This window comes from Streptomyces tirandamycinicus, from assembly GCF_003097515.1.
Lineage (GTDB): Bacteria > Actinomycetota > Actinomycetes > Streptomycetales > Streptomycetaceae > Streptomyces > Streptomyces tirandamycinicus.
This window is the reverse complement of the sequence record NZ_CP029188.1, coordinates 2,379,262-2,392,512: the sequence shown is the minus strand read 5'-3', so window position 1 is coordinate 2,392,512 and position 13,251 is coordinate 2,379,262. Positions and strand designations below refer to the sequence as shown.

Genomic DNA, 13,251 nt, shown 5'->3' with positions numbered 1-13,251 from the left:
TCAGAGGATGGAACCCGGGGTGTACGCGGCAGCCTCCGGATGCTGCTTGGCGATCTCCTCGATACGGGAGACCACCGAGGCGACCTGGCCGCTCGCCGCACCGGTGAAGGACAGCTTGTCCGCCATCAGCGCGTCCAGCTGGGCCCGGTCCAGCGGCACGCGGTCGTCGGCGGCGAGCCTGTCCAGCAGCTCGTTGCGCTCGGCACCCTGCTCGCGCATGGCCAGGGCGGAGGCGACCGCGTTCTCCTTGATGGCCTCGTGGGCGACCTCGCGGCCGACCCCGGCCCGCACGGCGCCCATCAGCACCTTGGTGGTGGCCAGGAACGGCAGGTAGCGGTCGAGTTCGCGGGCCACGACCGCCGGGAAGGCGCCGAACTCGTCGAGCACGGTCAGGAAGGTCTCCAGCAGGCCGTCGAGCGCGAAGAACGCGTCCGGGAGGGCGACCCGGCGCACGACCGAGCAGGAGACGTCGCCCTCGTTCCACTGGTCGCCCGCCAGCTCGCCGGCCATCGAGGCGTAGCCGCGCAGTACCACCATGAGGCCGTTGACGCGCTCGCAGGAGCGGGTGTTCATCTTGTGCGGCATCGCGGAGGAGCCGACCTGGCCGGGCTTGAAGCCCTCGGTGACGAGCTCGTGCCCGGCCATCAGCCGGATCGTCTTCGCCACCGACGACGGTGCGGCGGCCAGCTGCACCAGTGTCGTGACCACGTCGTAGTCCAGCGACCGCGGATAGACCTGGCCCACGGAGGTGAAGGCATGGGCGAAGCCGAGGTGGCCCGCGATGCGCTGCTCCAGCTCCTCGAGCTTCGCGGCGTCCCCGCCGAGGAGGTCCAGCATGTCCTGGGCGGTGCCGACCGGGCCCTTGATGCCGCGCAGCGGGTACCGGGCGAGGAGCTCCTCGACCCTGGCGTAGGCGACCAGCAGCTCGTCCGCCGCCGTCGCGAACCGCTTGCCCAGCGTCGTGGCCTGCGCCGCGACATTGTGGGAGCGGCCCGCCATCACCAGCTCGGCGTACTCGGCGGACAGCCTGCCGAGCCGTGCCAGCACGGCGACCGTACGGTCCCGCATCAGTTCCAGCGAGAGCCGGATCTGCAACTGCTCGACGTTCTCGGTGAGGTCGCGGGAGGTCATGCCCTTGTGCACGTGCTCGTGGCCGGCGAGGGCGTTGAACTCCTCGATCCGCGCCTTGACGTCGTGCCGGGTGACCTTCTCCCGCTCGGCGATCGACGCCAGGTCGACCTCGTCGAGGACCCGCTCGTAGTCGGCGAGGGCGGCGTCGGGCACCTCGATCCCCAGGTCCTGCTGTGCACGCAGCACCGCCAGCCAGAGCCGGCGCTCCAGCTTCACCTTCTGCTCGGGGGACCACAGCCCGGCGAGCTCCGCGGAGGCGTAGCGGCCGGCCAGGACGTTGGGGATGCGAGGCTTTGCAGTCACGTGCACCGATTCTACTGGCGGTTCACGCAGGCCGGTGCCCCGCCCCGATTTGTGGCTTGCTACGAGAGCCCCGGCGCGTGGCGGCCGTCCCGCGGGCTTCCGTCCGCGTCCCACGCCAGCAGTTCCGGCCGCTTCGGGCGCAGCCCGTCGCCCGACGAGCGCCCGGTGAGGCGGCGGCCGATCCACGGGCCCAGGTGCTCCCGGGCGAAACGGAGGTCGGCGGTCCGCCGGGCCGTCCAGCCGAGGGGCACGGACGGGGGCAGGGGGGACCGCCAGTCGTCCTCGGCGGCCAGGCCGAGTGCCTGCCAGACGGCTTCGGCGACCCTGCGGTGGCCCTCGGCCGTGAGATGCAGCCGGTCCACGTCCCACATGCGCTGGTCGCCGAGGGCCTCGGCCCCGTACAGGTCGACCACCAGCGCGCCGTGCCGGGCCGCCAGGGCGTCGATGTGCTCGAAGAGCGCCTCCATGCGGGGGCGGAAGCGTTCCATGACCGGGCCCCGCCGTCCCGGGCTGCGCATCAGCACCAGCCGGCGGCAGCTCGGGGCGAGGCGCTCCACGGCCTCCTCGAGACGGTCCCGTACCCGGTCCAGGTCGCACCTGGGGCGCAGTGCGTCGTTGAGGCCGCCGACCAGCGTCACCACGTCCGCCCGCATGGCGGCGGCGAGGCCGACCTGCTCCTCGACGATCTGGCCGATGAGCTTGCCCCGGACCGCGAGGTTCGCGTAGCGGAAGCCGGGGGAGCGGGCCGCCAGCCGGGCGGCGAGGAGATCGGCCCAGCCCCGGTACGTTCCGTCGGGGAGCAGGTCGGACATGCCCTCCGTGAACGAGTCGCCGACCGCGACAAAACTGGTGTACGAGGCATTCATCTCCATGGCCGTGCGATCCTACCGCCCGGTATGTGGCGCCCCCGGCACGGCCCCGAGCCGCCGCGGGCCCCGAGCCGCCACCCGCCCTGATCCGGCGATCCCGGCGGGGCCCGGCCCGGGAGCCCACGCGGCCCGGAGCCACCCGCGACCGGCGGTGTCAGCGGGTCTGCCCGGGAGGGCCCACCAGGATGCGGAGCACGTCCTCCATCGTGACCAGTCCCGCGAGCTTCCCGTTCTGGTCGAGGACCGCCGCCAGATGGGTACGGCTGCGCCGCATGGCGGTCAGTATGTCGTCGAGGGGTGTCCCGGCCCGCACCCGGGCGATCGGGCGCAGCGCCGAGACCGGGAACGGCCTGTCGCGGGGCGCCTGGTCCAGGGCGTCCTTCACATGCAGGTAACCGAGGATCCTGCGGGTGCTGTCGACGACGGGGAAGCGGGAGAACCTGGACTCCGCGGCGAGCCGTTCCAGTTCCTCGGGCGTCGTGCCCACCTGCGCGTAGATCACCCGCTCCACCGGCGTCACCACGTCCACGACCGGACGGCGGCCCAGCTCCAGGGCGTCCTTGAGCCGCCCGGCGGCCCGGTCGTCGAGCAGCCCGGCGGCTCCGGAGTCGCTGACCATCCGGGCGAGCTCGTCGTCCGAGAAGCTCGCCGCGACCTCGTCCCTGGTCTCCACCCGCAGCAGTCTCAGCAGCGCGTTGGCGAAGGCGTTGATGGTGAAGATCACCGGCCGCAGCGCACGGGTGAGCCCGACCAGCGGAGGACCGAGGAGCAGAGCGGCCCGGGTGGGCTCCGCCAGGGCGATGTTCTTGGGAACCATCTCGCCGAGCAGCATGTGCAGATAGGTGGCGACCGAGAGGGCGATCACGAACGAGATCGGGTGGATCAGCCCGTCGGGCACGCCGACGGCGTCGAAGACCGGCTCCAGCAGATGGGCGATGGCCGGTTCCGCGACCACGCCCAGCACCAGCGTGCAGAGGGTGATGCCGAGCTGGGCCGCGGCGAGCAGGGCCGAGACGTGCTCCAGACCCCACACCACGCTCCGGGCGCGCCGGTTTCCGGCGTCCGCCTCGGGCTCGATCTGGCTGCGGCGCACGGAGATCATGGCGAACTCCGCGCCGACGAAGAAGGCGTTGGCGACCAGGGTCAGAAATCCGATGAAGAGCTGAACGGCGGTCATCGTGCGTCCCCCTCCCCGTCGGGTGCCGTGGATCCGTCGACGCGGCCTGCCCCCGCCGGGTCTCCTGCCGAGCCTCCTGCCGGGTCTTCTGCCGCGTTTTCTGCCCCGTCTCCCGGGCCCTCCGAGCGGCCACCCGGCCCTCCCGGGTCCCTCGGGCCTCCCGGGCCGTGCGAGCTTCCCGGGCCGTGGGAGCCTCCCCGGCCTTCCGAACCGCCGGAGCGCTCGTGCGTCCCGGCCGCCGCCCGCGGCCGCCCGCCGGGCTCATCGGGCCCGCCCGCCACTCGCGGCTCATGAAGCAGGACCCGCGCCGCCCGCCGGCCCGACGCGTCCACCACATCCAGCCGCCATCCGGCCAGTTCGACGGTGTCGCCGACGGCGGGGATCCGGCCCAGCCGCGTGGCCATCAACCCGGCCAGCGTCTCGTACGGTCCCTCCGGCACCCGCAGCCCGATGACGTCGAGCTGGTCCATGCGGGCGGCACCGTCGGCCGACCACAGCGCGCGTCCGTCCGCGTCCTCACCCGCCCGGGCGAGATCCGGCGTCTCGTGCGGATCGTGCTCGTCCCGGACCTCGCCGACGACCTCTTCGACGATGTCCTCCAGAGTCACCACCCCGGCCGTGCCGCCGTACTCGTCGATGACGACGGCCATGGTCCGTTTGCCCGACAGCAGGTCGAGCAGCCGGTCGACGGCCAGGGTGGCGGGCACCAGCAGCGGTTCGCGCATGAGTTCGGCGACCGGATGGCGGTGGCGGCGGTCGGCCGGAACGCTCAGGACGTCCTTGATGTGTGCGACCCCCACCACGGTGTCCAGACCGCCCCGGTACACGGGGAAGCGGGACAGTCCCGTGGCGCGCGTGGCGTTGGCGACGTCCTCGGCGGTGGCCTGCGCGTCGAGGGAGGTGACCTGCACGCGCGGCGTCATCACGTTCTCCGCGGTCAGTTCGGCGAGCATCAGGGTCCGGACGAACATCTCCGCGGTGTCCGCCTCCAGCGCCCCCTCCCTGGCCGAGTGGCGGGCGAGGGCGACGAGTTCCTGCGGGCTGCGCGCCGAGGCCAGCTCCTCCGTGGGCTCCAGGCCGAGCCTGCGTACGACCCGATTGGCCGTGTCGTTCAGATGGCGGATCAGCGGGCGGAAGATCGAGGAGAAGATCCGCTGGGGGGTGGCGACCACCCTGGCGACCCCGAGCGGGCGGGAGATGGCCCAGTTCTTGGGCACCAGCTCGCCCACCACCATCAGGAACACCGTGGACAGTCCCGTTCCGATGACGAGGGCGAGTGACGAGGCGACGGACGGTGCGGCGCCCAGGGCCCTGAGCGGGCCGCTGATCAGCTTGGCGATGGACGGTTCGGCGAGCATGCCGACGACCAGGTTGGTGACCGTGATGCCGAGCTGGGCGCCGGAGAGGTGGAAGGTGAGTTCCCGCACCGCCTTCAGAGCGCTCGCCGCGCCGCGCTCACTCCGCTCGGCAGCTCTCTCGAGCTCGGCCCGCTCGACGGTGGTCAGGGAGAACTCGGCGGCGACGAAGCCCCCGCAGGCGAGGGCGAGCAGCACCGACAGGAGGAGCAGCAGCACTTCGGTCATCGGTTCACCTCCGTCCTAGGGTCGGCCAGGGCCTATGGTCGGCCAGGGCGAGGGGTATCGCGCGATGTCCGCCACCAGAGGCTCGCCCATGGGCCTGCGCTCACACCTTTCGCTTCACGGTTCACCTGACGGTTCGCTTCCTGAGGAGAAGGGACGGTTCCTCCTGGTCCGGGGCCGGTACGGCAGGTGGTCGTCCACCGGTACGGCACACGATGGACCTGCGGGCCCGTCCCCGTGTCGTCGCCGCTCGCGAACCCCCCTGGCTCTCCCTCGTCCACCGGCCGGACGGGTGAGGAGGAGCCGGCCACCCCGGTGCCCGGCACCGCCCGCTCCTACCGCTCCTACCGCTCCTATGCGAGCGGCTTCACCCAGCGGCTACACTGCGGCTCGGGCGCGTAGCCGGCCGCCCGCCACGCGGGGTGCGCGGCCTCGTTCCGGTCGAGGACCATCGCGTCGCCGCGCCGTCCGCCCAGCCGCAGGAACCGCTCCTCCGCCGCGCCGAGCAGCGCACCGGCGATCCCCTGCCGCCGGTGTTCGGGGTGGACCGCCAGCCGGTACAGGTGGCAGCGCCAGCCGTCGAAGCCCGCGATGATCGTGCCGGCCAGCACCCCGTCGCGCTCGGCGAGGATCAGGGCCTCCGGGTCCCTGGCCACCAGCCGCTCGACCCCCTCCCGGTCGTCGCTGATGCTCGTGCCCTCGGCGGCCGTCCTCCAGAAGGCGAGTACGGCGTCGAGGTCGGCGGCCGACGCCGCCCTCGTTCGAAGATCGCTCATGGTGGTCATCCCATCACCGCCCCGGCCGTGCCGTCGAAGGGATTCCCGTACGCGGCCGCCTGCCGCGGCCCCGTACCGGGCGCCGGCCGCCCGGTGCGTCCGGCGGCCGCGCCGCGATCCGCCGCCCCTCCATGCCCTCGGTCACCTCCATGCCCCCTCGCAGCCGGTCCACCGGCGCGCCCTCGCGCGCGCCGCCGCTCCGACACGCGCCTTCCCGCAACCGTTCCGGCCATGCGCCCTCGTACGGCCGGTTCGCCCGTGGCACGGTTCGCCGGTCTGTCCGTCCGTGCTGCGCGTCCGTGCCGTCCGTCCGTGCCGTCCGTCCGTGCCGTCTGTCCGTGCTGCGCGTCCGTGTCGTCCCGTTCGTCCGTCCCCCGTCCGTCGCCCGTGTCGTCCGTCCGCGTGCCGTCCGGCTGCGCCGACCGGTGGAGGAACCGTGACGAGTGGCCGTCGTGAGGACCCGTCAGCGGAGCGATTCCGTGACGCCGGAGTCCCGACCGCGGCTGGCGCGCGATTCCCCGGCCCTGCGCGGCCTCGGCGGGCGTCGCCATGCCGACCCCCGCGCCGGGACGGCGCCTCAACCGTCAGCTGCCGAGCGATCGTTCACGAGCGGCGTTCCACGGAGGGGTGACGGGCACTCTCCTCCCGTCCGTGCACCCCGCCCTCTTGCCGCTACTAGCGCGATGGCGCTAGCTTGAAGGGGTGGCCAAGACACAGTTGAACGTCCGGGTGGACGAGAGCACCGCCGCGGCGGCGCGTCGGCGGGCGCACCAGCGCGGGCTCAGCGTGAACCGGTACATCGAGGAGCTCGTCAAGCAGGACGCGGGTGAGGCGGGGCGCGCCTTCGTCGAGGCGGCGGCCGACTTCATGAAGCAGTACGAGTCGGTGTTCGCCGAGGAGTTCGGAGCCGCCGCCCCGGTGCCGGTCACCGCCATGAGCCCGTCGGGCGGCGGGGACGCGGGACCGGGGGGAGACGCCACCGGTGCCGCGCGCCGCTCCCGGCGCAGCAAGTCCGGCGCACAGGGCGAGCGTTGAGCCTGTCGGTCGACCTCGCCTGGCTGCTCATGGTCGCCGAGCAGAAGACGCCCGGCGATCCGCAGGTCACCGACTGGGGTGCGCTGATCGCCGCGGTGAGCCGCCATGAGGCGGAGATCTTCGGCATGGCCGTGTACGACGACCCGTACACCCGCGCGGCGGCCCTGATGCAGGTACTGCTGCACGTTCCCGCCCTGGAGCACTCCAACGCGATGTTCGCGACGGCCGTCGGCTACGGATATCTCGTCGCGAGCGGACTGCGGGTGGCCGTTTCCGCCGAGAGCGTGCGCGATCTCGCTCGGCTGGTGAAGGAGGGCAAGACGGGCGTCCACGGGATCGCACGCGAGCTGCGCGGCTGGGTCCAGTGACCCGGTGGCCGGGCGGCACGTGGCCGGTCCGGCGGTGTGCGGCCGGAGGCCCTCAATGGCACGGTGGCCGGGGGCGTACGGCCGGTCCGGCGGTGTGGTGCGGCCGCGCGGTCCGGTGCCGAACGGGCGGGTGTTGTGCGGCCGTGGGCGGTGCCGGGAGGCCCGGGACGGGCGGGGCGGCCGGCCGAGGTCCGCAGCGGGCCAACAGCGGGGCCGGAACGGACCGGTCCGGTCGGCGGGCTCAGCGTGTGTCCTCGTGCGGTCGCCGCGCGACCCCCAGTACACAGAAGGACGTCGGAAGCCGAGGCCCCTTCTCGGGCACGCGCAGTCTTCGGTACGTCCCCAGCTCGAAGCCGGCTGCCTCGATCGCGCCGAGCGTGTCCCGGGCCGTGTGGCAGCCCCCGAAGACGCGAGGCCAGACGGTACGGTCCAGGGCCCGCTGCGCCGTCGCCATCGGCCGGCCCGGAGCGGCCCCGTGCTCGAAGAACCGCAGTTCACCGCCGGGGCGCAGGACCCGCTTGATCTCCGAGAGCGCACGCGGCAGGTCCCGGACGCTGCACAGCACCAGTGAGGCGACCGCCGCGTCGAAGGCCTCGCTCTTCACGGGCAGCGCTTCCGCCGCGCCCGGCACCACGTCGACCGGCACCTCCGCGTGCATCGCGGCCGTCAGCGCCAACTGCCGCAGGGTGCGCTCCGGTTCCAGGGCGACGACCTCGGACACCGCCGCCGGGTAGTGGGTGAAGTTCAGCCCGTTCCCCGCGCCGATCTCGATGACGCGACCCGAGAGGCCGTCCAGCAGCTCCCGGCGGTGTGCGACGATTCCGCCCTTGACGTCGGCCGCCACGCTGAACCGGGCGTAGAAGCGGGCGAACAGCGGATGGTGTACGGCGTCCCGGGGGACCTTGGAGCTGCGCGACGGCATGGCTGGCCTCCTCCGGAGCACGACTCGGGCCCGCCCGCCGCGCGAACCGCCCCCGGCGGAGGGACGGCGGACAGAATGATTCTCCCCCCGAGGGCCACGACTCAGTCGACCCGTTCCCCGAGGGGCACCACCCCCGCGACCGGGACGCCCGCCTCCGCCGGCCCCGGGGACGTCCGGCAACCGCGCCGCCTCCGCCGCAACGAGCCGCAACGAACCGGAATGCGCCGGAACGCGCCGGCCACCGGCAGGCCACCCGCTCCGGGACATCCGCGCCGACCCGTACGCCCGCGCCGACCCGCACACGCGTACGGACTCGTACGCCCTGCCGGCGCTGCGTTCCACGGCCTGCCCGCCGAGCGGCCCGGCCCGGAACCGGGCCTGCGCCGACGGCTCCGCACAGTCGAAAACGATCTCCTGAACGGGCGCCCGCATGGTGCTCAGCGTCCGGCCGGCCCGAAGTCCGCCGCGAACGCCTCCGCGTCCCAGGACCCGCCGAGCGCGGGTGCCAGCCAGCGCGGCGCCGCGGCCCGGAACGCCTCGGGAGCCAGCGAGCCGGACCCCTCGGGGACGGCGCCGAGCAGTGCCGCACCGGCCGACTCCGGCAGATCGGCGAGATTGCAGCGGGCGGCGAGGTCCGGCGCCGCGGGCCAGCTGCCGACCACGATCCCCAGGGGCTCCAGGGAGCGGGCGCGCAGGGCTTCCGCGGTGAGCGCGGTCGCGTTGAGCGTGCCGAGCCCGGCCGGGGCCACGACCAACACCGGAGCGCCCAGCAGGCGGGCGGCGTCCGCGAGGGTGCCGCCCCGCGCGTCGAAGCGTACGAGCAACCCGCCCGCGCCCTCGACCAGTACCAGGTCGTGCTCCGCCGCCAGCTTCGCGGCCGCCTCGGCGACCTCGTGCGGTGCCACCGGCGCCATTCCGGCCCGGCGGGCGGCCGTCGCCGGGGCGAGCGGCTCGGGGAAGCGGGCGAGCTCGGTCCCGGTGACGCCCGGGCCGGCCAGCCGGGCCGCCTCCCGGGCGTCACCCGGTTCGCCGTGGGAGAGACCGGTCTGAGCGGGTTTCAGTACCGCCACGGTCCGTCCGCGCGCGGCGGCCGCCGCGGCGACGGCCGCGGTGACGACGGTCTTCCCGATCTCGGTACCGGTCCCGCTGACGACGATGACACCCATGGAGCTCCTCTGGTGATGGACGCGTGGGAGGGAAGGGCGCGCGGACGCCCCGGCCGTCGGACGCCCCCGGTTCGGCCCGCGGACGCCCCGGCCCTGGGACGCCCCCGGTTCGGCCGGCCGCGCCCCCGATTCAGCCTGCCGGGGCCGCGTCAGCCTGCCGCGGCCGCGGCCCGGACCGCCCGCGTGATCAGCGCGAGATCCGCGTCGCCCGTGACGTACGGCGGCATGGTGTAGATCAGATCGCGGAAGGGCCGCAGCCACACGCCCTCGCGCACGGCGGCCTCGGTCGCCGCCGCCATGTCCACCGGGTGGTCGAGCTGGACGACGCCGATGCCGCCCAGTACGCGGACGTCCCGGACGCCGTCGATGCCCGCCGCCTCCCCGAGACCCTCGCGGAGCCCGGTCTCCAGCCGCTTGACCTCCTGCTGCCAGTCCTGGGAGAGCAGCAGGTCGATCGACGCGCAGGCGACCGCCGCGGCGAGCGGATTGCCCATGAAGGTCGGCCCGTGGGCCAGTACCGGCACCTCGCCCCGGGAGATGCCGTCGGCGACCCTCTCCGTGCACAGCGCCGCCGCCATGGTCAGATAGCCGCCGGTCAGCGCCTTGCCGAGGCACATGACGTCGGGCGAGATCCCCGCGTGCTCCGCAGCGAAAAGCCTGCCGGTGCGCCCGAACCCGGTGGCGATCTCGTCGAGGACCAGCAGCACGTCGTGCTCGTCGCACGCCTCCCGCAGCACCCGCAGATACGCGGGGGAGTGGAAGCGCATCCCGCCCGCGCCCTGCACCACCGGTTCCACGATCACGGCGGCCAGTTCGTCCGCGTGCCGGGCGACCAGTTCGCGCAGGTGGTCCCCGTACGCGGGGTCGTAGGGCAGGTCGTGCCCGGCCGGCGGCGCGTCGGCGAAGACCTGCCGCGGCAGCACCCCCGCCCACAGGTCGTGCATCCCGCCCTCGGGGTCGCACACCGACATGGGCTGCCAGGTGTCGCCGTGGTAGCCGCCGCGCCAGGTCAGCAGCCTGCGCTTGTCCGGGCGGCCCGTCGAACGCCAGTACTGGAGGCACATCTTCACCGCGACCTCGACGGACACCGAGCCCGAGTCGCAGAGGAAGACGTGCCGCAGCGGCTCCGGAGTGATCTCGACGAGCCGGGTGGCGAGCCGGACGGCGGGCTCGTGGGTGAGCCCGCCGAACATCACATGGCTCATCCGCTCCAGCTGGCCGCGCGCGGCGTCGTTGAGCACCGGGTGGTTGTAGCCGTGCACCGCCGACCACCAGGAGGACATGCCGTCCACCAACTCGGCGTGCCCGTGGACCGGTTCGGCGAGCCGCAGCCGCACTCCGGACGCGGACTCCACGACCAGCGGGTCCGTGCGGCCCGGCATGGGACCGTACGGATGCCAGACATGGGCCCGGTCCAGGGCCACCACCTCGCGGGAGCTACGCATTGGGGGCGAGGCCGGTTCCCGCGCCGCGGCGGCGGACGGCCACCAGATCGGGGCGCGCGCCGGGCGTGCCGGCGGCCTGCTGCCCGGTGTCCTCGGCGGAGTCGCCGCACGGGGCGCATCCTCCGCCGCCGTGCGAACCGCAGCCCCCGGAGGCGGCCTCCGTCCGGTGCGCCGGAAGTGTCGTGGTGTCCGCGCCCTCCACCTCGAAGCCCGCGTCCGCGATCATCTCCAGGTCCGCCTTGCCGGCCTGGCCCTCGCTGGTGAGGTAGTCGCCGAGGAAGATCGAGTTGACCAGGTGCAGCGCCAGCGGCTGCAGGGTGCGCAGATGGACCTCGCGGCCGCCGGCGAGGCGTACCTCCACGTCCGGGCAGACGAACCGCACCATGGCGAGGATCCGCAGCGCCCGCTGGGGCGTCAGATTCCATTCCTTCGCCAGGGGAGTGCCCTCGAAGGGGATCAGGAAGTTCACCGGCACCGAGTCGGGGTCCAGCTCCCGCAGCGCGAACACCACGTCGACCAGGTCCTCGTCGCTCTCGCCCATGCCCGCGATCAGGCCCGAGCAGGCGGACAGCCCGGCCGCGTGCGCCTTCTGGACGGTGTCCACACGGTCCGCGTACGTGTGGGTGGTCGTGATGTCCCCGTACGTCCCCTCGGACGTGTTGAGGTTGTGGTTGTAGGCGTCGGCTCCGGCCTCGCGCAGCCGTTCGGCCTGGCCCTCGGAGAGCAGCCCCAGGCACGCGCACACCTCGACGCCCTCGTTCTGCTCCTTGATGGCCTCGATGGTCTTCGAGACGCGGTCGACGTCCCGGTCCGTCGGGCCGCGGCCGCTGGCGACCAGGCAGACCCGCTTCGCGCCGCCCGCGACCCCGGCGGCGGCGGCCTGGGACGCGTCGTCCGGCTTCAGCCAGGTGTACTTGAGGATCTCCGCGGTGGAACCGAGCCGCTGCGAACAGTACGAGCAGTCCTCGGGGCAGAGCCCGGACTTCAGGTTGACCAGGTAGTTCAGTTTCACCCGCCGCCCGAACCACTGGCGGCGCACCTTTCCGGCCGCGGCCACCACATCGAGCAGATCGTCGTCGGAGGTCGCCAGCACGGCGAGCGCTTCTTCGCGGGTCGGCAGCTCACGCCGCAGGCCCTTGTCCACCAGCGTGTTCAGGAGGTCCATGGCGCAGATCCTCGCCTACCGGACACCCCCCGGCCAAGGAGGAACTCCACAACGGCCCCCGTTTGAGGTGTGTGTATGGCCACACTCTGACCTTCGGCGTCCCCCGCTAGGGTCTGTTCGCTGCCTACAAAAGGACCGGACCATGCCCCCAGTGCCGCAGGATCCTTTCGACTGGACGGACGACGCGGCGCGCCGCCGTGCGGACGCGGGCCTGGTCCGTTCACTCCGCCCCCGGCCCGCGGACTCGGCACTGCTCGATCTGGCGAGCAACGACTACCTCGGCCTCACCCGCCGGGCCGAGGTCACCGAGGCGGCCGCCTCGGCCGCCCGGCGCTGGGGCGCGGGGGCCACCGGATCCCGGCTGGTGACCGGCAGTACCGAGCTGCACGCGGAACTCGAGCACGAACTGGCCCGGTTCTGCGGGTTCGAGTCCGCTTTGGTGTTCTCCTCCGGGTACGCGGCGAACCTCGCGGCGCTCACGGCACTCAGCGCACCCGGGACCCTGATCGTGTCGGACGCCGGCAACCACGCCTCGATCGTGGACGGCTGCCGGCTCTCCCGGGCCGAGACCGCCGTGGTGGCACACGCCGACCCGGAGGCCGTGGCCAAGACGCTGGACGCCCACCGCGGCAGGCGCGCCCTGCTGGTGTCCGACTCGGTGTTCTCGGTGGACGGCGACGCCGCACCGCTGTCCGCCTTCGCCGGGGTGTGCCGTGCCCACGGGGCCGCGCTGGTCGTGGACGACGCGCACGGCTTCGGCGTCCTCGGCGAGGGCGGCAGGGGGGCTCTGCGGGCGGCGGGCCTCGCGGGGGCCACGGGTGTCGTCGCCACGCTCACCCTGTCCAAGTCCCTGGGCAGCCAGGGCGGAGCGGTCCTCGGCCCGGCGCGGGTCATCGAGCATCTGGTCAACGCCGCCCGTACGTTCATCTTCGACACCGGACTCGCCCCGGCCGCGGTGGGTGCGGCCCTCGCGAGCCTGCGGCTGCTGCGCCGTGAGCCCGCTCTCGCGGACCGGGCCCGGAGCGTGGCGAGCATCCTGCACGGGCGGTTGACGGAGGCGGGGCTGACCGCTGCCCGGCCGGACGCGGCCGTCGTCTCCGTGCAGGCCCCGTCACCGGAGTCGGCGGTGCGCTGGGCGGCGGACTGCCGTGCCGCCGGTCTCGTGGTGGGCTGCTTCCGGCCGCCGTCCGTACCGGACGGGATCTCGCGGATCAGGCTCACCGCGCGCGCCGACCTCACCGAGCGCCAGATCGGGACGGCGGTGGCCACCATCCTGGAGACGGCACCGGAGGTCTGAGACGGTACCGGAGGTCT

12 protein-coding genes are annotated in these 13,251 nt (G+C 73.7%); 3 read left to right on the top strand and 9 right to left on the bottom strand.

The window, feature by feature from the left end:
* The 5 genes from purB to DDW44_RS10515 all read right to left on the bottom strand — a co-directional run bounded on the left by purB (position 1) and on the right by DDW44_RS10515 (position 5,836).
* On the bottom strand, positions 1-1,434 hold the full coding sequence (gene purB / locus DDW44_RS10535) for an adenylosuccinate lyase (protein ID WP_026281855.1): 1,434 nt from the start codon (positions 1,432-1,434) through the stop codon (positions 1-3).
* A 59-nt stretch (positions 1,435-1,493) separates the two neighbouring features.
* Positions 1,494-2,306 carry an SGNH/GDSL hydrolase family protein gene (locus tag DDW44_RS10530; protein ID WP_108906256.1) on the bottom strand — a complete coding sequence of 271 codons (813 nt, stop codon included), beginning with the start codon at positions 2,304-2,306 and terminating at the stop codon, positions 1,494-1,496.
* Between the two features lie 151 nt (positions 2,307-2,457).
* A complete protein-coding gene (locus DDW44_RS10525) occupies positions 2,458-3,480 on the bottom strand; it encodes a hemolysin family protein (RefSeq protein WP_108906255.1) in 1,023 nt (340 codons plus the stop codon).
* Complete coding sequence (locus DDW44_RS10520; protein ID WP_108906254.1) at positions 3,477-5,063, bottom strand: hemolysin family protein; 1,587 nt, start codon at positions 5,061-5,063, stop codon at positions 3,477-3,479. Before DDW44_RS10520 ends, DDW44_RS10525 begins: the two co-directional genes overlap by 4 nt.
* Before the next feature lie 350 nt (positions 5,064-5,413).
* Positions 5,414-5,836 carry a GNAT family N-acetyltransferase gene (locus tag DDW44_RS10515; RefSeq protein ID WP_244224000.1) on the bottom strand — a complete coding sequence of 141 codons (423 nt, stop codon included), beginning with the start codon at positions 5,834-5,836 and terminating at the stop codon, positions 5,414-5,416.
* Between the two features lie 702 nt (positions 5,837-6,538).
* Here DDW44_RS10515 and DDW44_RS10510 point away from each other — a divergent pair.
* Positions 6,539-6,871, top strand: coding sequence for a hypothetical protein (locus DDW44_RS10510; protein WP_240800550.1), 333 nt, complete (start codon positions 6,539-6,541; stop codon positions 6,869-6,871).
* On the top strand, positions 6,868-7,239 hold the full coding sequence (locus DDW44_RS10505; RefSeq protein ID WP_017948408.1) for a hypothetical protein: 372 nt from the start codon (positions 6,868-6,870) through the stop codon (positions 7,237-7,239). Before DDW44_RS10510 ends, DDW44_RS10505 begins: the two co-directional genes overlap by 4 nt.
* A 241-nt stretch (positions 7,240-7,480) precedes the next feature.
* Here DDW44_RS10505 and DDW44_RS10500 read toward each other — a convergent pair whose 3' ends face one another.
* The 4 genes from DDW44_RS10500 to bioB all read right to left on the bottom strand — a co-directional run bounded on the left by DDW44_RS10500 (position 7,481) and on the right by bioB (position 11,937).
* The gene (locus DDW44_RS10500) at positions 7,481-8,161 is read right to left on the bottom strand and encodes a class I SAM-dependent methyltransferase (RefSeq protein ID WP_017948407.1); all 681 of its coding nucleotides are present in this window, start codon (positions 8,159-8,161) and stop codon (positions 7,481-7,483) included.
* Between the two features lie 437 nt (positions 8,162-8,598).
* Positions 8,599-9,327 carry a dethiobiotin synthase gene (bioD, locus tag DDW44_RS10495; protein ID WP_108906252.1) on the bottom strand — a complete coding sequence of 243 codons (729 nt, stop codon included), beginning with the start codon at positions 9,325-9,327 and terminating at the stop codon, positions 8,599-8,601.
* Positions 9,328-9,476: 149 nt separating this feature from the next.
* Positions 9,477-10,772: an adenosylmethionine--8-amino-7-oxononanoate transaminase gene (locus DDW44_RS10490; RefSeq protein ID WP_206307292.1), complete on the bottom strand. Its 1,296-nt coding sequence runs from the start codon at positions 10,770-10,772 to the stop codon at positions 9,477-9,479.
* On the bottom strand, positions 10,765-11,937 hold the full coding sequence (bioB, locus tag DDW44_RS10485) for a biotin synthase BioB (protein WP_108906250.1): 1,173 nt from the start codon (positions 11,935-11,937) through the stop codon (positions 10,765-10,767). Before bioB ends, DDW44_RS10490 begins: the two co-directional genes overlap by 8 nt.
* Before the next feature lie 151 nt (positions 11,938-12,088).
* Here bioB and DDW44_RS10480 point away from each other — a divergent pair, with 151 nt between their 5' ends.
* Positions 12,089-13,234, top strand: coding sequence for an 8-amino-7-oxononanoate synthase (locus DDW44_RS10480; protein WP_108906249.1), 1,146 nt, complete (start codon positions 12,089-12,091; stop codon positions 13,232-13,234).
* The last annotated feature ends 17 nt before the right edge of the window (positions 13,235-13,251 follow it).